At 73.3% G+C, this 21,657-nt stretch carries 14 protein-coding genes, 4 tRNA genes and 3 pseudogenes; 13 read left to right on the plus strand and 8 right to left on the minus strand.

Annotated features, from left to right (window positions below; all coding sequences use genetic code 11):
- The first annotated feature begins 142 nt into the window (after nucleotides 1-142).
- The 7 genes from LUW75_RS11900 to LUW75_RS11930 all read left to right on the plus strand — a co-directional run bounded on the left by LUW75_RS11900 (nucleotide 143) and on the right by LUW75_RS11930 (nucleotide 4,623).
- Complete coding sequence (locus tag LUW75_RS11900; protein WP_250335588.1) at nucleotides 143-667, plus strand: tRNA adenosine deaminase-associated protein; 525 nt, start codon at nucleotides 143-145, stop codon at nucleotides 665-667.
- A gap of 41 nt (nucleotides 668-708) precedes the next feature.
- Nucleotides 709-1,203 (plus strand): tRNA adenosine(34) deaminase TadA, encoded by a 495-nt coding sequence (gene tadA / locus LUW75_RS11905; RefSeq protein ID WP_462933790.1) that lies wholly within the window; start codon nucleotides 709-711, stop codon nucleotides 1,201-1,203.
- Between the two features lie 87 nt (nucleotides 1,204-1,290).
- Nucleotides 1,291-1,378 (plus strand) — tRNA-Ser (locus tag LUW75_RS11910).
- 625 nt (nucleotides 1,379-2,003) lie between these two features.
- Nucleotides 2,004-2,168 carry a hypothetical protein gene (locus LUW75_RS11915; RefSeq protein ID WP_250335589.1) on the plus strand — a complete coding sequence of 55 codons (165 nt, stop codon included), beginning with the start codon at nucleotides 2,004-2,006 and terminating at the stop codon, nucleotides 2,166-2,168.
- A 9-nt stretch (nucleotides 2,169-2,177) separates the two neighbouring features.
- Nucleotides 2,178-2,471, plus strand: coding sequence for a Dabb family protein (locus tag LUW75_RS11920; RefSeq protein ID WP_250335590.1), 294 nt, complete (start codon nucleotides 2,178-2,180; stop codon nucleotides 2,469-2,471).
- A 196-nt stretch (nucleotides 2,472-2,667) separates the two neighbouring features.
- Nucleotides 2,668-3,534: an RNA polymerase sigma factor SigF gene (locus LUW75_RS11925; protein ID WP_250335591.1), complete on the plus strand. Its 867-nt coding sequence runs from the start codon at nucleotides 2,668-2,670 to the stop codon at nucleotides 3,532-3,534.
- A 234-nt stretch (nucleotides 3,535-3,768) separates the two neighbouring features.
- Complete coding sequence (locus LUW75_RS11930) at nucleotides 3,769-4,623, plus strand: RNA polymerase sigma factor SigF (protein ID WP_250335592.1); 855 nt, start codon at nucleotides 3,769-3,771, stop codon at nucleotides 4,621-4,623.
- A gap of 330 nt (nucleotides 4,624-4,953) precedes the next feature.
- Here the strand turns inward: LUW75_RS11930 and LUW75_RS11935 are convergent, their stop codons facing one another.
- Nucleotides 4,954-5,169: a hypothetical protein gene (locus LUW75_RS11935; protein ID WP_250335593.1), complete on the minus strand. Its 216-nt coding sequence runs from the start codon at nucleotides 5,167-5,169 to the stop codon at nucleotides 4,954-4,956.
- A 167-nt stretch (nucleotides 5,170-5,336) separates the two neighbouring features.
- On the opposite strand from LUW75_RS11935, the pseudogene LUW75_RS11940 reads away from it, so the two are divergent.
- Both LUW75_RS11940 and LUW75_RS11945 read left to right on the plus strand, forming a co-directional pair.
- Nucleotides 5,337-5,875: pseudogene (locus tag LUW75_RS11940) on the plus strand (MarR family winged helix-turn-helix transcriptional regulator).
- 71 nt (nucleotides 5,876-5,946) lie between these two features.
- A pseudogene (locus LUW75_RS11945) lies at nucleotides 5,947-7,441 on the plus strand (MDR family MFS transporter); the annotation flags it as partial.
- Between the two features lie 213 nt (nucleotides 7,442-7,654).
- Here LUW75_RS11945 and LUW75_RS11950 read toward each other — a convergent pair.
- The 4 genes from LUW75_RS11950 to LUW75_RS11970 all read right to left on the minus strand — a co-directional run bounded on the left by LUW75_RS11950 (nucleotide 7,655) and on the right by LUW75_RS11970 (nucleotide 11,483).
- Nucleotides 7,655-8,437, minus strand: a complete 783-nt coding sequence (locus tag LUW75_RS11950) for a TetR/AcrR family transcriptional regulator (protein ID WP_250335595.1) — start codon at nucleotides 8,435-8,437, stop codon at nucleotides 7,655-7,657.
- Between the two features lie 30 nt (nucleotides 8,438-8,467).
- On the minus strand, nucleotides 8,468-9,970 hold the full coding sequence (locus LUW75_RS11955) for an MFS transporter (protein WP_250335596.1): 1,503 nt from the start codon (nucleotides 9,968-9,970) through the stop codon (nucleotides 8,468-8,470).
- Nucleotides 9,971-11,116: 1,146 nt separating this feature from the next.
- A tRNA-Arg gene (locus tag LUW75_RS11965) sits at nucleotides 11,117-11,189 on the minus strand.
- 203 nt (nucleotides 11,190-11,392) lie between these two features.
- A tRNA-Ser gene (locus LUW75_RS11970) sits at nucleotides 11,393-11,483 on the minus strand.
- 205 nt (nucleotides 11,484-11,688) lie between these two features.
- Here LUW75_RS11970 and LUW75_RS11975 point away from each other — a divergent pair.
- Together LUW75_RS11975 and LUW75_RS11980 are read left to right on the plus strand one after the other, a co-directional pair.
- Entirely contained in the window at nucleotides 11,689-12,144 is a 456-nt protein-coding gene (locus LUW75_RS11975; RefSeq protein ID WP_250335597.1) for an SSI family serine proteinase inhibitor, read from the plus strand.
- A gap of 157 nt (nucleotides 12,145-12,301) precedes the next feature.
- A complete protein-coding gene (locus tag LUW75_RS11980) occupies nucleotides 12,302-16,108 on the plus strand; it encodes a response regulator (protein ID WP_250335598.1) in 3,807 nt (1,268 codons plus the stop codon).
- A gap of 55 nt (nucleotides 16,109-16,163) precedes the next feature.
- Here the strand turns inward: LUW75_RS11980 and LUW75_RS11985 are convergent.
- Nucleotides 16,164-17,814, minus strand: a pseudogene (locus LUW75_RS11985) (long-chain fatty acid--CoA ligase).
- 197 nt (nucleotides 17,815-18,011) lie between these two features.
- Entirely contained in the window at nucleotides 18,012-18,557 is a 546-nt protein-coding gene (locus LUW75_RS11990; RefSeq protein WP_250335599.1) for a SigE family RNA polymerase sigma factor, read from the minus strand.
- Between the two features lie 217 nt (nucleotides 18,558-18,774).
- Here LUW75_RS11990 and LUW75_RS24965 point away from each other — a divergent pair, with 217 nt between their 5' ends.
- On the plus strand, nucleotides 18,775-19,008 hold the full coding sequence (locus tag LUW75_RS24965; RefSeq protein WP_462933791.1) for a UTRA domain-containing protein: 234 nt from the start codon (nucleotides 18,775-18,777) through the stop codon (nucleotides 19,006-19,008).
- An 821-nt stretch (nucleotides 19,009-19,829) separates the two neighbouring features.
- Here the strand turns inward: LUW75_RS24965 and LUW75_RS12000 are convergent.
- Nucleotides 19,830-19,917, minus strand: a tRNA-Ser gene (locus LUW75_RS12000).
- 589 nt (nucleotides 19,918-20,506) lie between these two features.
- Between LUW75_RS12000 and LUW75_RS12005 the strand changes: the two genes are divergently transcribed.
- Nucleotides 20,507-21,622, plus strand: coding sequence for a hypothetical protein (locus tag LUW75_RS12005; protein WP_250335600.1), 1,116 nt, complete (start codon nucleotides 20,507-20,509; stop codon nucleotides 21,620-21,622).
- Nucleotides 21,623-21,657: the final 35 nt, after the last annotated feature.

Here is a 21,657-nt window from a genome sequence, read left to right on the forward strand (position 1 = left end):
GGGTCGCGGGCTCAGACTGGTGCACGACGCAAGAGCGGAACACCTCTCCTCAAGGCCCCGCGTCTGCCACGATGCCGAGTGGGCGGGGCATTCAGGAGCGTGCCGCCCGATCGTCACACCTCTGATCAGTGGGAGAGTCACGGTGTACTTCGCCGCACTGCTCACGCTCACCGAAGACGGGTGGGTAGCGAGCGACACAGAGCTCGACGATGTGGAGACCCTGGCGGATCTGACCGACCTGGCCCGCGAAGCCTCGCCGGACGCCGACACGGTGCTCGTCTTCATCGAGCAGGAGGACGCGTGGTTCGGCATCGTCCGGGTGGAGGGCGAGGACGACCCTCGCATCTTCGTGTCGGACGGGGCCGCCGCCGCCCGCTCCTCGTACGGGGAGATCCTGACCAAGGAACTGCTGGGCGACGACCGGGCCGACGACACGGCCGACCTGGACGCGCTGGACCTGGACGGCACCGAGGACGGGGAGCCGGACGACACGGAGGAGGAGACGGAGGCGGCGGCAGGGACCGTGCCCGCCGCGCCGGTCGGCGACCGGCTGATCCTGGACGACCTGGGCATGTCGGAGAAGGAACTCCTGGCTCTCGACGCCGACGCGCTCACCGAGATCGCGGACGCGCTGGGCGCCTCCGAGATGCTGGAGGCCGTCCGCTAGTGCACGCCCCTTCGAGGGGCGGCCCGTCGCTGCCCGACCCCATACCCGCCTCCACCGGCGCCTCCGGAAGCGCCCCCGGCCCGGTGCGCGCCTCCTGGCGGGCGCCCATGGAGCGGGCGCTGGCGGAGGCCGAGCGTGCCGCGCTGGCCGGCGACGTGCCGGTCGGCGCGGTGGTGCTCGGCCCGGACGGGGTCCTCCTGGCGACCGGCCGCAACGAGCGCGAGGCGACCGGCGATCCGACCGCGCACGCCGAGGTGCTGGCACTCCGCCGGGCGGCCCGGCGGCTCGGCGAGTGGCGGCTGACCGGCTGCACACTCGTCGTGACGCTGGAGCCGTGCGTGATGTGCGCGGGCGCCCTCGTCCAGTCCCGGGTGGACCGGCTGGTGTTCGGCGCGGTCGACGAGAAGGCCGGCGCGGTCGGCTCGCTGTGGGACCTCGTGCGGGACCGGCGGCTCAACCACCGCCCCGAGGTCGTCCACGGCGTACTGGCCGAGGAGTGCGCCGGGTTGCTCACCCGCTTCTTCCGCGGCCGCTGAGGGACGGATCCGGACGGCTCCCCGCCCGAGCCGCCCCCCCCGATACGGATTTCTGCGTCGAGGCACCTTTGGGCTAAGCTCTCCCTCGGTAGCGTGTCCGAGCGGCCGAAGGAGCTCGCCTCGAAAGCGAGTGTGGCGCAAGTCACCGAGGGTTCAAATCCCTCCGCTACCGCCAGCAGCACCCCTCTGACATGCGGAAACGCGCCTCAGGGGGGTGTTTTGCACTTCCGGGCCGAGCGGGCTCGGGAGCGCCCCGGGAACGGTGGGCGCATCCGGTCCACTCGCAGCGGCCTCCGGCGGGACGGGACGTGGAGGAGCGGGTCGCGCAGCCGGGCCCGGCCGTCACGGTGCCGGCTTCGGGATCGCTCCGGGGCGGACGGGCCGGTCCGTCCCCCATGCGCACCCGTGTCACACGCACGTACCGCCACCCCGGCCGACCGCCCACGGGGCGCGGCCTCCGGCCCCCACGTGGCGGCCGTCCCCGGCCGGGCACCGCTCGGCCGTCGCCCGTCCCGGTCCGCCGCCGTCTCTCCAGGCCATCCGCAGGACCAGGTCATCCGCGGCCCCCCTTCTCCCACCCCGCCACCGGCCCCGCGGCCCCGGGGCGCACGGTGCCGCCCCCGATCCGCCCGATCCGCCCGGGACGGCCGGCCGCGGCCGTGACCCGCGCACGGGACCGCCCGCCCCGCACGCCGGGAGCGGTAACCGGCCGGGACTTCCCGGGCTTTGGTCCACCGGTACTCGGTTAGACTCACCCGACCGCCGAGGAGACCGCAGGGGAAGACGGGGAGACGGGGACGATGGCGCAGGCGAAGAAGGTCACGCTGTACGCCCTCGCCGTCTTCGTGCTCTACACGATCATCCGGTCCCCCGAGCGTGCCGCCGAGCTCGTCCAGATAGGCTTCGAGGGCATTTCGAGCGCCGCCCTGGCGGTCGGTGACTTCATGACCGCCCTCATCGCCTAGGAGCCCCGAGTGATCCGCCACCTGGTCCTCTTCAAGCTCGACGAGGGCGTACGGCGCGACGAGCCGCGCGTCGAGGCGGCGGCGCGGGCCTTCCGGGAGCTGGGCGGAACCATCCCGGAGCTGAGGTTCTGGGAGTGTGCCTGGAACATCGCCGACCGGCCGATCGCCTACGACTTCGCCGTCAACTCCGCCGTCGAGGACCTGGACGCCCTCGCGCGGTACCTCGAGCACCCGGCCCACCGGGCGGCCGCCGGGCAGTGGCGCGAGTTCGCCACATGGGTGGTCGCGGACTACGAGTTCTGAGGCTCCCCCGACGGCCTCCCGGAAGGAGCCCCGCACCCTCGGGTGCGGGGCTCCCCTCGTGGCGACCGCCTGCGGACCCCCCAACACGGCATTATGGGGTGCTTGCACACAGCGGACATGTCTTGTGATGCTATGACCGCTTTTGACGGAGGACTTGACCGAAGTTGACCGCTAGCCGTGAAAGGGTGGCGTGAACGTGCCGGCCAGTACCACGCCTCACCAGGTGCCACCCCAGAACGAGCCGCAGAACGAGCCCGCCAGGGCCTCCGGGCCCGCCCCCGAGCAGGACGCCCGCATCCGCAGGAACGCCGACACCCGAGCGCTCACCCAGGTCCTCTTCGGCGAGCTGAAGAAGCTGGAGCGCGGCACCCCCGAGCACACCCGCGTCCGCTCCGCCCTCATCGAGGCGAACCTGCCGCTCGTCCGGTACGCGGCCGCCCGCTTCCGCTCCCGCAACGAGCCCATGGAAGACGTCGTCCAGGTCGGCACGATCGGGCTGATCAACGCCATCGACCGGTTCGACCCCGATCGCGGCGTGCAGTTCCCGACCTTCGCGATGCCCACGGTCGTCGGCGAGATCAAACGGTACTTCCGCGACAACGTCCGCACGGTCCACGTCCCCCGCCGACTGCACGAGCTGTGGGTGCAGGTCAACGGCGCCACCGAGGACCTGACCACCCTCCACGGCCGGTCGCCCACGACCGCGGAGATCGCCGAGCGGCTGAAGATCTCCGAGGAGGAGGTCCTGTCCTGCATCGAGGCCGGGCGCTCGTACCACGCGACGTCGCTGGAGGCGGCCCAGGAGGGCGACGGGCTGCCTGGCCTGCTCGACCGGCTCGGCTACGAGGATCCGGCGCTCGCCGGCGTCGAACACCGCGACCTGGTGCGGCACCTCCTGGTCCAACTGCCCGAACGCGAGCAGCGGATCCTGATGCTCCGTTACTACCGGAACCTGACGCAGTCCCAGATCAGTCAGGAGCTCGGAGTCTCCCAGATGCACGTGTCGAGGCTCCTGGCCCGCAGTTTCGCCCGCCTGAGATCTGCAAACAGAATCGACGCGTAATTCGAACAGGTCCACCCCTTCAGTCCATGACCAGCTGCTCCAAAAGCCGCAGACCCCTTGTTTCCCCCATGGATTCACCGTCACGATGTCGACAAGTCACTACAGCGCGTTGCCGACATGTGACATTCTGCTGGAACCGCGTTTGCCGCAGTCTCGGCGCCGGTATTCACGTGGAGGCTGCGTTCCTCCGATGGTCGCGGCTCCCGCGACCGTCCGCGACCTCAAGGGGGTGGCATGTCCGCAGAACAGGGCAGCTCGAAGGTTCTCACGCTGACGCAGAGCGAGCCGGCCGCGCTTCCCGACTCCTCGGAAGCCATCGACACGCGCACGCTCTCCCGCTCCCTGTTCCTCCGCCTCCGCGCGCTGGAAGCCGCGGGCGCGGCGGCGGACAGCCCGGAGCGGACGTACGTGCGCGACACGCTCATCGAACTCAACCTGCCGCTCGTCCGGTACGCGGCCGCCCGCTTCCGCTCCCGCAACGAGCCCATGGAGGACATCGTCCAGGTCGGCACGATCGGGCTGATCAAGGCGATCGACCGGTTCGACTGCGAACGGGGGGTGGAGTTCCCGACGTTCGCGATGCCGACGGTCGTCGGGGAGATCAAGCGCTTCTTCCGCGACACCTCCTGGTCGGTGCGGGTGCCGCGCCGCCTCCAGGAGCTGCGGCTGGCGCTGACGAGGGCCGGCGACGAGCTGGCGCAGAAGCTCGACCGCTCCCCGACCGTGCCCGAACTCGCCGCGGTCCTGGGGGTGTCGGAGGAGGACGTCGTCGACGGCCTCGCCGTGGGGAACGCCTACACCGCGTCCTCGCTCGACTCGCCGTCGCCGGAGGAGGACGGTGGAGAGGGCTCCCTGGCGGACCGCCTCGGCTACGAGGACAGCGCGCTCGAGGGCGTCGAGTACCGGGAGTCGCTGAAGCCGCTGCTGGCCAGGCTTCCCGCACGGGAGCGGCAGATCATCATGCTGCGCTTCTTCGCCAACATGACGCAGTCCCAGATCGGCGAGGAGGTCGGCATCTCGCAGATGCACGTCTCGCGCCTGCTGACGCGCACGCTGTCGCAGCTGCGCGAGGGCCTCATCTCGGACTGAGGATCGCCGAGGGCCAGCGAGGACCGCCGAGGACCTTCGGTGCGCCCGCGGGGCGGTCCCGCAGGCGCACCGGCGACGGACGGCGCGCAGGGTCGCCGGAGCGCCGCCGAACCCGCCCCGCACGCGCCCGTACGCGCCGGCACGCGGGCGTGAGAGCCGCGTACGGCACGAGGAGAGGCGCACGGTCGCGTAAGGGGTGTACGACAGTTCGCAAGGGGAGCGCGGGGCGCGCGGTCGGCGTGCCCCGCCGCGGCGGGACGCCGTGACGCCGGCTCCCCCGCGCGCCGGACGCCGCGGCGCCGACCGCACGCGGGGGCCGGTGTCCCGGGATCAGCCCAGCGCGAGCCAGGCGACCGTCGCGACGACCACGGCCGTCACGACGAGGCCGACGATCAGGCCGACGCGGGGGCCGGACGACTGGACCACGGCCTGCTGCTGCCGCTGCGGGGCGCCCTCGTCGACGAAGGCGCGGAACATCTGGGTCGAGCCCGCGGGGTCGTGGGAGCTGCCCTGGGGACCCTGAGGGGCGTGCGGGTTGTGTGCCATGGGGCAGGACCCTAGCGAATCACGCCCTTCCACCCCACCCCGGGCACCCCGAGTGGGGTCACGGCCTTTCTTTGCCGGTTCTTTGGCCGCATACACCCCCGTTTCATTTGCCCCCGGCAACCACACGAACATATCGTTGCCCTAAGCAACGAGATGTGGAGGACCTGGTGGCGGCACGCGGCCAGTACGAGGAGCTGGCCCGTCAGATCAGCGCGGTCGGGGTCGTCAAGCGCGGTGTCGCACGGATCCTCCCCGCCGAGTGCCCGGGGGCGCGGCCGCCGTGCTGGCCCTGCTGGACCGGCACGGGGGCATGCGGCTGGGCCGACTCGCCGGGGTCCTCGGCGTCGACGCCTCCGTGACCAGCCGTCACGTCGCCCTCGTCGTGGAACACGGCTGGGTCGAGCGTTCGCCCGACCCGGACGACCGGCGCTCCCGCATTCTGCGCCTCACCCCCGCCGGCCGGGATGTCCTGGACGACCTCGGGCGGCGTACCGCGGATCTGTTCGCGGACCGCCTGCGGGACTGGGACGACGAGGAGGTCGGGCAGCTCGTCACCCTGCTGGCCCGCCTCCGGTCGTCCTTCGGGGACGGCCGGGCGCACCCGGTGGGGGCGCCCCCCACGGCGGGCCCGGAGGCCGAACCCCCCGAAACCGGGGGTCCCAGGACCGGGCACCCCGAGACCGAGCAGACGACGACGCACGCGTGAGGAAGCACATGGCCACGACCACACCGCCCGGAGTGCGGGACGGCGACGCCGACGAGGCCGCCGGCACACCGATGACGCACCGGCAGATCATGGAGGCGCTGTCCGGGCTGCTGCTCGGCATGTTCGTGGCCATCCTGTCGTCGACGATCGTCTCCAACGCCCTCCCCGAGATCGTCACCGACCTCGGCGGCGGCCAGAGCGCCTACACCTGGGTGGTGACGGCTTCGCTGCTCGCCATGACCGCGACGACCCCGCTGTGGGGCAAGCTCGCGGACCTGTTCTCGAAGAAGCTGCTGGTCCAGCTCTCCCTCGTCGTGTACGTCGTCGGTTCGGTCGTGGCCGGCCTGTCCCAGAGCGCCGGCATGCTGATCGCCTGCCGGGTCGTCCAGGGCATAGGCGTGGGCGGTCTCTCCGCCCTCGCACAGATCGTGATGGCCGCGATGATCTCCCCGCGCGAACGCGGCCGGTACTCCGGCTACCTCGGCGCCGTCTTCGCGGTCGCGACGGTCGGCGGCCCGCTGCTCGGCGGCGTGATCACGGACACCGCATGGCTCGGCTGGCGCTGGTGCTTCTACGTCGGCGTCCCCTTCGCCGTCCTGGCCCTGCTCGTCCTGCAGAAGACCCTGCGGCTGCCGGTCGTCAGGCGCGAGGTGAGGGTCGACTGGTGGGGTGCCGCCCTGATCAGCGCCGCCGTGTCGCTCCTCCTCGTCTGGGTCACCTTCGCGGGTGACAAGTACGACTGGGCGTCCTGGCAGACCGCCGCGATGGTGGGCGGCGCGGCGCTGCTCGGCGCGCTGTTCCTCGCCGTCGAGTCCCGCGCCGCGGAACCGATCATCCCGCTGCGCCTGTTCCGCAACCGCACGATCGCGCTGGCCTCCCTGGCCTCGCTGTTCGTGGGCGTGGCGATGTTCGCCGGAACGGTGTTCTTCAGCCAGTACTTCCAGCTGGCGCGGGACGAGTCGCCGACGATGTCCGGCGTCATGACCATCCCGATGATCGCGGGCCTCTTCGTCTCGTCGACGGTCTCCGGCCGGATCATCACCGGAACGGGCCGGTGGAAGGCGTGGCTGGTCGGCGGCGGCGCCCTGGTGACGGCGGGCCTGGGCCTGCTCGGCACGGTCCGGTACGACACGGAGTACTGGCACGTGGCGCTGTTCATGACCGTGCTGGGGCTGGGGCTGGGCATGATGATGCAGAACCTGGTCCTGTGCACCCAGAACCAGGTCGCCCCGCAGGACCTGGGCGCCGCCTCGTCGGTCGTCACGTTCTTCCGCTCCCTGGGCGGCGCCGTGGGCGTCTCCGCGCTGGGCGCCGTCCTGGGCGACAGGGTCACGCGGTACGTGACGGAGGGCTTCGCCGCCCTCGGCCCGAAGGGCGCGGCCCTCGGCCACGGCGGCACGGGCGGTGGCGGCATTCCGGACCTGGACGCCCTGCCGGCGCCGGTCCGCCGGGTGGTGGAGGACGCGTACGGGCACGCGGTGGCCGACGTCTTCCTCTACTCGGCGCCGTTCGCCCTGGTCGCCTTCCTGGTGACCCTGCTCATCCGCGAGGTCGCCCTGAAGGACTCGTCCAGCTGACTCCCCGGGCACGCCGCCTCCGGGCGCACCGCCGGCGAGCGGGGGGACCGTGCCGGGCCGGTGCGCCCGGGGGCGGGCGCCCCGGACACGCCCCGCGCCGCCCGGCGCGGGGCGCGCCTCACCGGCCCGGGAGGTGTCCGGAGACGTACGGCCGGGCGCCCCGTACGGGCACCCCCGTACCCGTCCCGGCACCCGACCCTCCCTAGCGTCCCCCCTGGGCCTCGATGCCCGAGATCAGCAGCTCCACGGCGAACGCGAAGTCGCGGTCGCGCATGTCCTCGACCGTCCCGCCGCCGCGCGCCTCCGCCACCTCCCGCGCCGAATCCATGACGCGGGCCGTCTCCGGCCGGCCGTCGATGGCGCCCATGGCGCGGGTGAAGTACTCGTCCTGGCTCAGGCCCGCCTCCGCGCAGCGCTCGCGGAAGTGACCCTCGATCGTGCCGAAGCCGTACACGAACTGGAAGACCGCCGCGATGCCGCCCGCCCGGCGCTCGGGCGGCAGGCCCGTCCGGCGGATCAGCCGCAGGACGCACAGGGACAGTCCCGACCAGTTCGGTCCGATGTTGAGGAAGCGGCCCATCAGCGGCGACAGCCACGGGTGGCGGACCAGCAGGGCGCGGTAGCCCTGGGCGAGGCCGCGCAACTGGTCGCGCCAGTCGGCGTCCGGGTCCCCGTCCAGGTCCGGGAGGACGACCTCGCCCACCACCGCGTCGCTCGCCAGCTCCAGCAGGTCGTCCTTGGAGTCGACGTACCAGTAGAGCGACATCGCGGTGACGTTCAGCTCGGTCGCCAGCCGGCGCATGGAGAACTTCGCCAGGCCCTCCGCGTCCAGCAGCCGCACCGTCGCCGCCGTGATCCGCACGCGGTCCAGACCGGACGGCTGGTCGCCGCCCGCCCTGCGGCCGCGCGGCGCCGCCGCCTTGCCGTCCAGCCAGACGCTCGTACGCGCCGGACGCTTCGTGTCGCGGTCGGCTGCCGCCGCCATGGGCTTCCTCCTCGTTCCGTGCCGCCGATGCTATGCCGGGGTGTCGCCGCCCCGCTCCGCGCGGCGCAGCAGCAGCGCCGCGAGCAGGCCGCCCGCCAGGACCGCGGCCGCGCCGACGAGTTGGCTGGTCTCCAGCCCCGCCGCGAAGGCGTCCGCCACCCGCGCGCGCTCCGCCGGCCCGCCGGCCGCCGCCAGCGCCGCCGGCAGGGACGCGGCCGCCACCGGGGCGAGCGCCGCGAACCGGGCGTTCAGCACGGCTCCGAGCACGGCGACGCCGAGGCCGTTGCCGAACTCCGCGAGGGTGCCGTTGATCCCCGCGCCGACGCCCGCCTTCTCCGGCGGGATCGCGCTCATGATGGCGTTGGCCATGGCCGGCATCGACAGGGAGACGCCCGCGCCCATGACGACCAGGCCGAGCAGCAGCCCGCCGTAGCCGCGGGAGCCGAGGAGCGCGATCGAGGCGAGGCCGCCCGAGACGAGGGCCATGCCGAGGGCGATCGTGGCGGGGGTGCCCAGCCTGGTGACCAGGCGGGCCCCGGCGCCGCTCAGGTTGAGCACCACGACGGTCAGCGCGAGCGGCGCCGTCCGCAGGCCCGCGTCGAGCGGGCCGTACCCGAGGACGAACTGCAGGTGCTGGGTGAGCAGGAACAGCGACCCGGTCATGCCGAAGGCGACGAGGACCGTGCCCGCGACGGCGCCGACGAAGCGCTGGTTGCGGAAGAAGTGCACGTCCAGCATCGGGTACGGGGTGCGCAGCTCCCAGAATGCGAACGCCCCCGTCACGAGGAGGCCAAACGACGCCGACACCAGCACGTGGACGGAGAGCCAGCCGTGCTCGGGACCGTTGATGATCGCGTACACCAGGGCGGTCATGCCGGCCGTGGACAGCGCCGCGCCGAGCAGGTCCGGCCGGTCGCCCTGCTTGTGCCGGGACTCCGGTACGAGGACGGCGACGGCGACCAGGCCGAGCGCCGCGACCGGCAGGTTGATCAGGAAGATCGCGCCCCACCAGAAGTGGTCGAGCACGAAGCCGCCGAGGAGCGGACCGGCGGCGAAGCCGAGCGAGCTGACGGTCGACCAGATGGCGATGGCCTTGATCCGCTCGGTGTCGTCGAAGATCTGGACGACGACCGCGAGGGTGGTGGTCATCAGCAGCGCCCCGCCGACCCCCATGCCGGCGCGGGCAGCGATCAGCTGGGTGGAACTCTGCGCGAGGCCGGCGGCGAGCGAGCCGAGACCGAACAGCGCCAGACCGGTGAGCAGCATGCGCTTGCGGCCGTAACGGTCGGCGGCGTTGCCGGCGGTGAGGAGGAGGCCTGACTGGACGAGCGCGTACGCGTTGATCATCCACTGGACGTCGGCGGTCGAGGCGTCCAGCTCCCGGGTGAGGGACGGGATGGCCACGTTCAGGACGGTGTTGTCGAGCAGCACGGTCAGCTGGGCGAGACAGATGACGCCGAGGATCAACCAGCGCTGCGGGTGGCCGCCGGAGGTGGCGGCGGGATTCGGGTTCTCGGCGGTCGTCGCCGTCAACGGGTACTCCTTGTACGGTGTAAGGGAAACATCTCCCTTACACCGTACAAGGCTTTCTCCCGCGCCGTACACCGATATCTCCCGGCCGACCGGATCAGGACGACCCCGCTCTTCCAGCCGGGCACGGAGCAGGCGCGCGCCGAACGGTCCGCGTCCCGGACGACTCCGACTCCGACTCCGGTCAGACTCCAACCTGACTCCGGTCCCGGCGCACGCCGCCGCGCCGGAGGACCCCCGTTGCACGGAGCCGAGCCGGCGGCCCGCCCGCTCCCGCCCCCGCCGGTGGGGGCCGCCGCAGCCCGGCACGGCACCGGACCGGAAAGCGGCCGGCTCCAGGTGGCGACCGGCCCCGGACGGCGGGGACGGCCGCCACGCAGAGGACCCGGCGGTATCGGCCCGGCAGGCCGGAGGGCTTCCCTCCGGAACATCAGTGGCCGGCGGCGGACTCCGCCGCCGTGAGCGGCCGGGTACGGCTGAAGGACGTCGAACACGCCGATCCGGAGGAGCCCTTCGCACAGGAGCACGATCCCGCGGCCGTACGGCGGTCGAAGTCCTCGCCGCGGGAGCGGGAAGCCTTCATGACCCACTGGGCGGCGCGGGCCCTCGGGGACCCCACCGTCCTCGTGCAGACCGTCACCGTCGACGGGGAGCCGGTGGGCAACGTGGTGGCGGGGCGGGGCGAAGGTCGTCGGCGCTTCATCGGGCACCGGCTCGGCAGGCGGTACCGGGGCCGCGGCATCGGTACGCGGGCACTGACGCTGCTCCTGGAGCGAGAGGGGACCCGTCCCCCGCACGCCGATCCCTTCACCGGGAACACAGGTTCGGCGCGGCTGTCGGAGTGGGGCGGCTGTCGGAGCGGTACGGCTTCCGGCGCACCGGGACCGTCCGGTACGGCGAGCACGAGCACGTCATGCTGGCGCTCGCCGGCAACGCCCCCTGAGCCCACCGCCCACCCCGGCCCCGGCCCCGGCCCCGGCCCCGGCCGGGCAACGCTCTTGCCGTGGAGCGGGCGGCCCCCGAAGGCCGACGGCCCCGCTCCCCGAGGCGACGGGGGTGCGAACGGCCGGATCCGGTTGCTGCGCTCCACCGCTGTACGGCCCGACAACGCCAGAGGCCCGGACTCTCGTCCGGGCCTCTGTCCTGCTGTGCACTCGGCAGGATTCGAACCTGCAACCTTCTGATCCGTAGTCAGATGCTCTATCCGTTAAGCTACGAGTGCCTGCCGGTGATCTTTCTTACCGGCTTTCCTCCCGGGTTTTTCGGCCCGGTCGGCGTTGCGAGAACAACATTACATGACCTGCGCCGCGACGCGAAATCCATTAGGCGAACCCGCATGGAACCGGACAAATCATCCAGCGGACCCGTCCGGAAGCGTCGGGGAACGGCGGAAGCCCCGGCCGTGGGGCCGGGGCTTCCGTGGTGCGGAGGCGGAGGGATTTGAACCCTCGATGGGCTTTAAGGCCCAAACCGCATTAGCAGTGCGGCGCCATAGACCGGACTAGGCGACGCCTCCAGCGCACCCGCTCGCGCGTGTGGTGCGTGCAGATGATGACACAGCACGGGGCCGCGCCACCAATCGCCGTCCACGGTACTAGGCGTCGGGGCCGCAGGGCAAAGGCCCACCGTCGCGCAACGCTGCGCCCGGTGCGGCGTTAGAGGGGGTGGGGGAGCCGGCCACGCCGGCCTCCCGCACGGTTCCCGAACCCCTGGAGTGCACCATGCTGCGCCGTCTCGTCCTGACCTCCGCCGCCTCCGTCGTCGCCCTCGGCGTCGCCTCGCCCCTCGCCGCGGCCGCACCGCTGCCGCCGCTGCCGCTGTTGCCCCCGCTGCTCTCCTCCCCCGACTCGCTGACGATCACCGTGGAGCGGTCCGGCAACCCGGCGGCCGACGGGACGTTCCGGCTGGAGTGCGACGGCGACCAGGGCGGCGGCACCCACCCGCGGGCCGACCGGGCCTGCGCGCGGCTGGAGGCGCTGTCCGCGAACGGCCGGGACCCGTTCGCGCCCGTCCCCCAGGACCGGATGTGCACCCAGCAGCACGGCGGCCCGGCCACCGCCCGCATCACCGGCACCTGGCACGGCCGGAAGGTCGACGCCCGCTTCGCCCGGACGAACGGCTGCGAGATCGCCCGTTGGGAGAATCTCCAGCCCGTCCTCCCGATGGCGCGGTCGTAACGCGGCGCCGCGCTCACCAGCGGTTACGGGCCGGGGACACACGGCACGCGCACACAACCCGGCGCAGAGCCGCCCCTCGTCCGCCGCCCCGTGTACACCCCCAACCCTTAGACTCCTTTCCGTAAGCGGCAGTAGGTCAGTGGGAGGAAGCGTCGTCGTGAGCAGCAGGCCATCCCGAGGCGCTGCTCGCCTCGCAGCCATACTCGACGCCCTGCCCGACGGGCTCGTCCTCGTCAACACCAACGGCACGGTCGTCAACGCCAACACCATCGCGCTCGAGATGTTCGAGACGCCCGGTACGGCGCTGGTGGGGCGCGGTCTGCTGGACCTGCTGCCCTCGTTCGACTCGCGCCTCATCCCCGGCTCCATGCGGCGCCCCGAGGCCGTGGACCGGCTGGGCCGGACGAAGCCGACCCGCATGGTGGCGCGGCGGACGGACGGGGACGAGTTCCCCGTCGAGGTCACCAGCGCCGGCCTGGAGGACGGCCGCGAGGCGTACGACTCGTACGGCCCCAGCTCGTACAGCGGCGACGAGCTGTTGATGATCGTCGTCCGCGACCTCTCCGGGACCATCGACACCGAGGCCGAGCTGGCCCGTTCGCGACGCCAGACCGAGATGATCCTGCGCGCCGCCTCCGAGGGCGTCGTCGGCACGGACACGGAGGGGCGCATCGTCCTGGTCAACCCCGCCGCCGCCCAGATCCTGGGCTGGCGGGCCAGTGACCTGGGCGGCAGGGAGCTCCACCCGCTGATGCTGCACTCGCGCGCTGACGGCGAGCCCTTCCCCTACGACGAGTCGCCGCTCGCCGACACGCTGCGCTCGGGACGGAAGCACCGCGTCCGGGGACAGGTCGTCTGGGCGAAGAACGGCTCCGCCGTTCCGGTGGACCTGACGACCGCACCCGTGAGGGACGGGGACCAGCTCGTCGGTGCCGTCATGACGTTCGCGGACCGGCGGCCGTACGAGCAGCTCGCCGAGGAGCACGCCGGCCGGATCGCCGCGCTCGAGGAGGAGCACGCCGCGAAGGCCGCCGAGACCGCCGAGAAGCACGAGGCGGAGATCGCCGCGTACGAGGAGCGGCTCGCCGACGCCGGGAAGAGGTGCGCGTCGCTCGCCGGGCGGCACGCCCAGCTGACCGCCGTCCTGGGCGAGTCGCTGCGCGGGCCGCTGGAGGAGCTGCGCCGCGAGCTGGGCACGCTCGCCTCGGACCCCGGCGGGCAGCTGTGGCCCGAGGCCAACCAGATCCTCCACCACCTGGCCGCCGGATACGCCCGGATGACGACCCTGGTCGACAACGTCCTCGGTTTCCAGCGGCTGGACGTCGGCGAGGAGGAGCTGCGCAAGGAGCCCGCGCTGCTCGACGCGGTCGTGGCGAGCGGCATCGACGGCGCGGTCGAGCTGATCGGCCCGGGGCGGGTGCAGTTCGCGGTGCACGCGCCGCCGATCGAGGCGGAGATCGACGGCGCGCGCCTGGCGACCGCCCTGGCGCACCTGGTCGCCGACGTCGCGGGCGTCGACTCCACGGGCAAGGCGCGCGTCGTGGCGGACGGCGGTTACGCCGACTCGACGATCGTGGTGGCCGCGGCGCAGCGCGGTGAGGTCGTGCGGATCGAGGTGCGCGGGCCGTACGCGGGCGGCGACCCGGTGCACGAGCCGATCGTGCGCGGGATCGTACGCGCGCACGGCGGCGTCCTGCAGACGCACGAAGTACCCGGTGCGGGCGGCAGCGCGTACGTCCTGGAGGTGCCGCTGGGAGCGGGCAGGGGGGCCGACGCCCCGGCCGCTCCCGAGGGGGACGACGGGGTCGCCGCCGGGTCCGGGGCCGAGCCGGCCACGGGCGGCGCGGGCGTGGTGGTGCTGCCCGCCCAGCAGTCGGGTCCGGGACAGGGCTCCGCTCCGGGCCCCGACCCCCGTCCCGGTGACGCCACCGCGGGAAGCGGGCGCCGGCGGGCGCGGCGCGCCTCGACGGACGCGTTCCTCGACAGCCCGGTACGCGCGGAGGACCCCGTGGCGGCCCCGCCGACCGGTCGGCGCCGTGCCGCGTCCCCGGAGGACGCGGCGGGGGAGCGGCCGCCCGCGCCGGGGACGGGAGGTCCCGAACCGACCGGGCGCCGCCGCGGGCGGCCCAGTGCGGCCGAGGCCGTGCCGGCGGAGGGTTCCGTCGTGATGGCCTCCGAGTCGGCGCAGGCCCGTCCGGTGGCGCTGGGAAGCACCGTCCCGCCGCAGGGCGTCGCCCCCGCGGGTGACGCCCTGCCGGCGCTGCCACCCGCTCCGGTGTCTGGGCAGGCACCCACGGGGCGCCGTGCGCGCCGGGCGCTCGCGGTGGGCCAGGGCCGCACCGGGGCGGCCGGCGAGGGCGCGGGGCGGCCGGCCTTCGCCCTGCCGCCGGCGGAGGCGGACCGCTCCCCCGCCCCGCCCTCCCCGGTCGGCCGGGGTGCGCGACCGGTCGCGCGGGTCGAGGAAGGCCGTCACGACGCCGTGCACGCGGTACCGGGCGCCGACCACACCCCGCCCCAGCCCCACCCCCTTCCGATCCTTCCGGACGCGCCGGTCCCGCCCGGTACGTCGGTCCCGCCCGGTGTGCCTGGCGCGGTCCCGCCACCGGGTGCGCCCGGCGCCGTCCCGCCCTCGGGTGCGCCCGGCACCCGGACGGGCCCCGGCGCCCCCGTGCCGCCCGGCACCACCGCGCCCCGGAGCGCACCCGTCCCCCCGGGTCCGTCCGGTGCGCTCGTGCCGTCCGACGTGCCCGTACCGCCTGCCACCCCGGCTCCCGACGGCGCCCCCGTGCCGCCGCCCGCCGCGGACGGTCCGCCGCCCGCCGCCGGCACGCCCGCCGACGCGGCCGGTTCCACGCAGGGCCGGGCGTTCAACGTCCGTACCCTGGGCCAGGGCGCGCCGTTCGCGCAGACGAACGGCGCGGCGCAGCACCAGACGCCCGCCCAGGGCACCGGCAGCGGTTCCGGGCGCCGCCGCAGGCTGGCCGCGCCCCCGGAGACCGGCCCGCGGCCCGCGCCCGACGCGGCGTCCGCCGCCGCACCCGCGGCCGGGGGCCCCACCCCGGCACCGCACGCCGCGCCCCCCGCCCACCAACGCCTCGCCGCGCCCGCCGCCGAGGGACGCGCCTACGAGATAGGGGCACCCGACGAGGGCGCGGACGAGGGTCCCGAGCCGCTGGACGGACCGGGCGGCGCCGTGGAGGTCGCCAACGAGCCGCAGCCGCAGCCCGTCGACGACGAGCTGCCACCCGAACCGCTGGACAACCCCCGACGCCTCCTCGTCTGGCCGGCGCCGGACGTCGTCACCCAGCAGGCGCTGACCGATCGTGGTTACCGACCGGTGATCGTGCACTCCCGCGAGGAGGTCGACGCGCAGATCGCGGCGTTCCCGGCGGCCCTGTTCGTGGACCCCCTGACCGGGCCCATCACGCGTACCGCCCTGCAGTCGCTGCGTCAGGCCGCGGTCGCCGCCGGGGTGCCGGTGCTGCTGGCGGCCGGCCTCGGCCAGGCCACCCGTGAGGCCGCCTACGGTGCCGACCCCGCCGTACTCCTCAAGGCGCTGGCGCCGCGCGACAGCGAGCAGCACCCGTCGCGGGTCCTGCTGATCGAGGAGCACGACGAGATCGCGCACGCGCTGACGGCCGCCCTGGAACGGCGCGGCATGCAGGTGCAGCGGGCGGCGGTGGACGGCGAGGCGGTCGCGCTCGCCACACGGCTGCCGCCGAACCTCGTCGTCATGGACCTGATGCAGGTGCGGCGCCGCCGGGCGGGGATCATCGACTGGCTGCGCGCCAACGGCCACCTGAACCGCACACCGCTCGTCGTCTACACCTCGGCGGGCCTCGACGAGGCGGACCTTCCGCGGCTGGCGTCGGGCGAGACGGTGCTGTTCCTGGCGGAGCGGTCCACCAACCCCGAGGTGCAGTCGCGGATCGTCGACCTGCTCGCGAAGATCGGCACCAACTGACGCGGTGAGGGGGCGGTTCCCGTCCGCCCCCTCATCCGCGTACCCGAAGGGCCGGTCAGAGCCGGGTGACCTCCAGCTCGCCGGCCGCGTACTGCCTGCGGATCACCTTCTTGTCGAACTTTCCGACGCTCGTCTTCGGTACCGCGGGGACGACCGCCCAGCGCTCCGGCAGCTGCCACCCGGCGATGCCCGACTCCGCGAGGAACGCGCGCAGCGCCTGGTAGCCAGGGGACGTGCCGTCCCTGAGGACGACCGTCGCGAGCGGGCGCTCGCCCCACCGCTCGTCCGGAACGGCCACGACGGCGGCCTCGGCGACGTCCGGGTGTCCCATCAGGGCGTTCTCCAGCTCGACCGAGGAGATCCATTCGCCCCCCGACTTGATGACGTCCTTCGCACGGTCCGTGAGGGTGAGGTAGCCGTCGGGGCTGATGACGCCGACGTCGCCGGTCCTCAGCCAGCCGTCCCCGCTGAACTTGTCCTCGGGGCGCAGCGGCTCGCCCGCCGCGCCGCCGTAGTAGGCGCCCGCGATCCACGGGCCGCGGACCTCCAGCTCACCGGCCGACTCGCCGTCCCAGGGCAGCACCTCACCGGCCGGACCGACCAGCCGCGCCTCGACACCGGCCGGGAAGCGGCCCTGGGTGACGCGGTACGGCCACTCCTCCTCGTCGGACAGACCGGCCGGCGGGAGCGCCATGGTGCCCAGCGGTGAGGTCTCCGTCATGCCCCACGCGTGGCAGAGGCGGACGCCCAGTTCGTCGTACGCCTCCATGAGGGAGGGCGGGCAGGCGGCACCGCCGATGGTGACGTCGGCCATGGAGGAGAGGAGGTCGGGGGCGGGCGGTCACCTCGGCGAGGAGGCCCTGCCAGATGGTGGGGACGGCGGCGGCGTGCGTGGGCCGCTCCCTCTCGATCATCTCGGCGAGCGGAGCGGGCTGGAGGAAGCGGTCCGGCATCAGCATGTTCGCCCCGCTCATGAAGGCGGCGTGCGGTAGGCCCCAGGCGTTCACGTGGAACTGCGGTACGACGACGAGAGTCGTGTCGCGGTCGGTGAGCCCCATCGAGTCGGACATGTTCACCTGCATGGAGTGCAGGTAGACGGAGCGGTGGGAGTAGACGACGCCCTTGGGGTCCCCGGTGGTGCCGGAGGTGTAGCACATGGCCGCTGCCTGGCGTTCGTCCAGCTCGGGCCAGTCGAAGGTGTCCGGCCGGCCCGCCGTCAGCTCCTCGTAGTCGTGGACCTGCGCAATCGATTCGTCCAGGACGGAGCGGTCGCCGGACCCGGAGACGACGACGTGCTCGACCGTCGGCAGGTGCGGCAGGAGCGGTGCGAGGAGGGGGAGGAGGGAGCCGTCGACCAGGACCACCCGGTCCGCGGCGTGGTTGACGATCCAGATCAGCTGCTCGGCCGGCAGGCGCAGGTTGAGCGTGTGCAGGACCGCGCCCATGGAGGGGACCGCCAGGTACGCCTCGACATGCTCGGCGTTGTTCCACATGAGGGTCGCCACCCGGTCGTCGCCGGTGACACCGAGTTCGTCGCGCAGGGCGCCGGCCAGCCGCGTGGCCCGGACGCCGGTTTCGGCGAAGCTGCGGCGGCGCGGCTCCGGTCCTCCGGTCCAGGTGGTGATCTGCGACTTTCCGTGGATCTTCATCCCGTGGTGGAGGAGGCGGGTGATGGTCAGCGGTACGTCCTGCATGGTGCTCAGCACGGCGTCCTCCCGGTGTGCGCTCGCTACGCGGCGGTGTGGTCTGGAGATTCTGCGCGCATACCAGGCGGTATGTCACTACCCAGAGGCCTGCGGTTTCACGTGGAATCCCGACGTTTCACGTGAAACACCGCTCGTGGGCGTCCCCTGCGGGCCGTGCCCGCCCGGACGCGACCCCCGGGTGCGGCGCGCCGTCCGTCTCACCGCACCGGTGCGAGGTTCGAATCCTCCCGGAGTTTGCCGAGCGCGCGGGAGACGGCGCTCTTGACCGTGCCCACGGAAACCCCGAGCACCGCCGCCGTCTGCGCCTCGCTGAGATCCTCGTAGTACCGGAGGACGACCATGGCGCGCTGCCGGTCGGGAAGCCGCAGGACCGCGCGCCACATCGTGTCGTGCAGAGCCTGCCGCTCGGCCGGGTCGGACTCCGGCACGCCGTGCGGCTCGGGCAGCTCGTCGCACGCGAACTCGTCCACCTTGCGCTTGCGCCACTGCGAGGTGCGCGTGTTGATGAGGGCGCGGCGTACGTAGCCGTCGAGAGCACGGTGGTCCTCGATGCGCTCCCAGGCCATGTACGTCTTGGTGAGGGCTGTCTGCAGCAGGTCCTCGGCATCACTCGGGTTGGCGGTGAGCGAGCGGGCGGTGCGCAGCAGGAGGGGCCCCCGGGCCCGCACGTACGAGGAGAAGGACGGGTACGCGGTGGCGGCCGTGCGGGCTCCGGTGCAGACGGGGCCAGTAGTCGCGGTCATGCGACCACGCTAGGAGCGGGCGCCCGCCCGGGGATCGCCCCCAGGTCCCGAAACGTCGTCCCCCTCAGGTCGTAGGGGCGGTGCAGGCTCCACCTCCTGCAGACGGAGGAAACGGCCACCAGGTCAGGGTTCCGCGGCCGGGGACGACGCGCGGCCCGCACGCCGACGCCTTCCGCGCCGGTGCGCAGGCACCCTGTCCTCTCCCTCAACACCGGCCCTGGAGGCAGCTACGCGCGCCTGGCCGAGCTGGGGGCGGCCCGTCGCCTCCGCCGAAGAACTGCGGGTCCGGGCGCCGGGCGAGGAGGAACGGTCGGCCCTGAACCTGGCCGCAGGCACACCCGTACTGAAGATCTGCCGCACCGCACTCACCGAGGGCGAACGCCTCGTGGAGGTCCACCAGATGCCTCAGGACGCCGGTTCACGCGCGCTCGAATGCCGCCTGCGCAGCTGAGCTGTTACGGCTTCCTCCACCTCATGGATCCCTCTTCCTCATCAAGGCACCCGCCGCGCGCACAGCGCGGCCCGTCGTCCGGGCCTGCACTCCCTCCCCCGCCCCGCCCCGCTCCAGCCCGGCCGTCGGCCGCACGCCTGACAGCTCGGGTTGATGGGTGGCGAGCCCCCTCTGTGACTGGGGCGGTCGGCTCCACGGCTTCAAGCAGCCGCTTGGGGACGGGTCTCGAGATCATGGCCCCGACACCGTGCTTCACCGGGCAGGCCCACGGACTGCCCGGCGCGCCGGAAGCTCGCGGGGCCGTGATCACTCGCCCCAAAGCAACTCCAGCCCGAAGCCGTTCCGTCGGCCTACTCCTGAATCGGCAGGCGTGGATGGGCGAACACGAAGAACATGTACGCAACGGCCGCTGCCGTGCCCACCGACAAGAGCGCCAGGCCGGTCAGAGGCTGCGTACGACTGACACCCTGCCGTGAGGCAGTGCGGTATCCGACGGCACCCGGGACGAAGCCGGTGAGGCCGAGCAGCAGGGCCAGAGCCCAGACGAGCGTCCGGAGGGGCAGCAGAACCAGAACGCAACGGAAGCCGCACCGAAAACGACGGAACGGCTCATCCGCCCCGGTCTGTCACCGGCCGGATCATCCGTGTGGGTCGTGCTCTGAATCGGAACGGCAGGGCAGAGAGGCTCAGCAGCCGCCCCGCCAACCACCGGGCCCCTCGCGTGCCCGGTCCAGCGGGAAGGCACGGGGAACTCGGACCGTCACGCTGTCCGGACATATGAAGGGCCCCCGACCGCTCGGCTGGTCAGGGGCCGTTCCCTCTGGCGGTGGGTGTGGGATTTGAACCCACGGTGACTCGCGCCACGACGGTTTTCAAGACCGTTCCCTTAGGCCGCTCGGGCAACCCACCCTCGCCCCGACTCGCCTGCTGCGGAGCGGGCTACAGACTACCGGCTGGCCGGCGGGGACGGGTGCGCACCGGTCGACAGGAGCGATGAAGGGGGGCCGGGGGAGGCCGCATCGGGTGGTGCGCGCCGACGGCTCCGTTCCGAACGGCCGCGCGCGGGCCGCTCGCCCGCCGCGCACCGTGGACGACGCGTACGGCGGCGGGGCGAGGGGCCCGCCCCGCTACCACGTCCTCGCCCTGGGAAGTGCCGCCGCACGGCGTTCCGCAGCGTCGGAGCGGGGACGATGCACACGTACGGGGTGACGGCATCCGAAGCGGCATCACGCGTACGGGTGAGCGTCGGGACAGGGAGCCGGGGTACGGAGCCGCTCTTCCGGGAAGCGTGAAGGATCGGCTCGAAAACAAGCCTGACGAGTGAAAAAGCAGCCTGACAAAGGCGTTTCCGAAAGGAAGCGGTTCCACGGAACACGTTTCCGGTCGTCTTCGACCACTAGTGTGCGCGTGTCTACACAAGGGTGAACGCCCGTATTGTCCAGAATGTTGGCAACTGCCCCAGTTGAAACTATGAAGTTTCGTTGCCGAGGAGCATGACATGCAGGTTCGCAGGTGGCTCCCAGACCAGCCCACCCGTATCGGCCGGCACGACTGGCCGGACGAGGGGGACAACGGAACACACATGCGACTGCGGGCCGGCTCCATCGTGGTACTCGACCGGCAGGCGTGGCGGATCCTGGAGATCAACGGCTACACGGGCGACCGGTGGCCGGACTCCTACGAGAAGGCCTGGCGCGACCACGTGGAACTGTGGTGGCACGCCAACGAACTGCGGCGAGCCAACAACCAGGCGGTCAAACCGGCCCCCGAGCGGGCCGAGTTCTACAAGCGCCCGGTGATCCTGGTGCTGCGCAACGAGAACCTGCCCCGGTCCACCCCGAAGCACTGGTGCGCCCCCGCCAGCCACGACTGGCAGGTCCTGCCCGAGCACTACGCCGTCTGCCGCGCCTGCGGCGAGCTGCCGCCCTGCCGCCACGGCGAGTACCGCTGGGAGGGCGGCCCCCGCTGGCCGGAGCAGAACGGCGGCATCCCGCTCATGGTGCCGGAGTACTGCTGCATGGGGTGTGCCGAGCCGATCAGGCCGCGGATGCGGACCGTGCGCTTCCCCGGCCCGAACCTCTGGTACCCCGACCTCGGGGAGGACACGGCCGTCTTCCACGCCCGCACGGCCTGCGCCGACCAGGTCGACTGCTACCGCGTGCAGTGGCAGACCGAGTACGACCCGCGTTCCTCGGCGCACTCCGCCGCCGTGGAGTTCCCGGGCTTCGAGCAGTTCGTACTGCCCCGGACGCGCAACGCGCCGGACGTCGCCCCGCACGGCCAGTCGAGCGGCGCGGTACCGGCCGGCCCGCCGGCCCCCGCCGACACCGAACCGGCACACCAGCCCGCGCACCAGCCGGCACCCGCGGCCCCCGGCGCGCCCGCGGCGGAGGCCGCCGCGCCGGGGTCCGCGCCCGCGGCCGAGGCGCCCGTTCCCGCCGTCGAGGGTGCCGGACCGGCCCTCCGGGCCGCGGAGGAGCTGGGGCTGTCCCTCGCCGAGCGCCCGGCGTTCCACAACGCGGAGCAGGCCGCCCGGGTGATCGAGGAACTCACCGCCGCGGTCCGCAACATCGCGCTCTGCCTGAACGATCCGGCCGCCCGCGCCCGCCCCTGACCCTCGGGGACGGGCGCCGCGTCCCCGAGGCCGCC

This window comes from Streptomyces sp. MRC013, assembly GCF_023614235.1.
Lineage (GTDB): Bacteria > Actinomycetota > Actinomycetes > Streptomycetales > Streptomycetaceae > Streptomyces.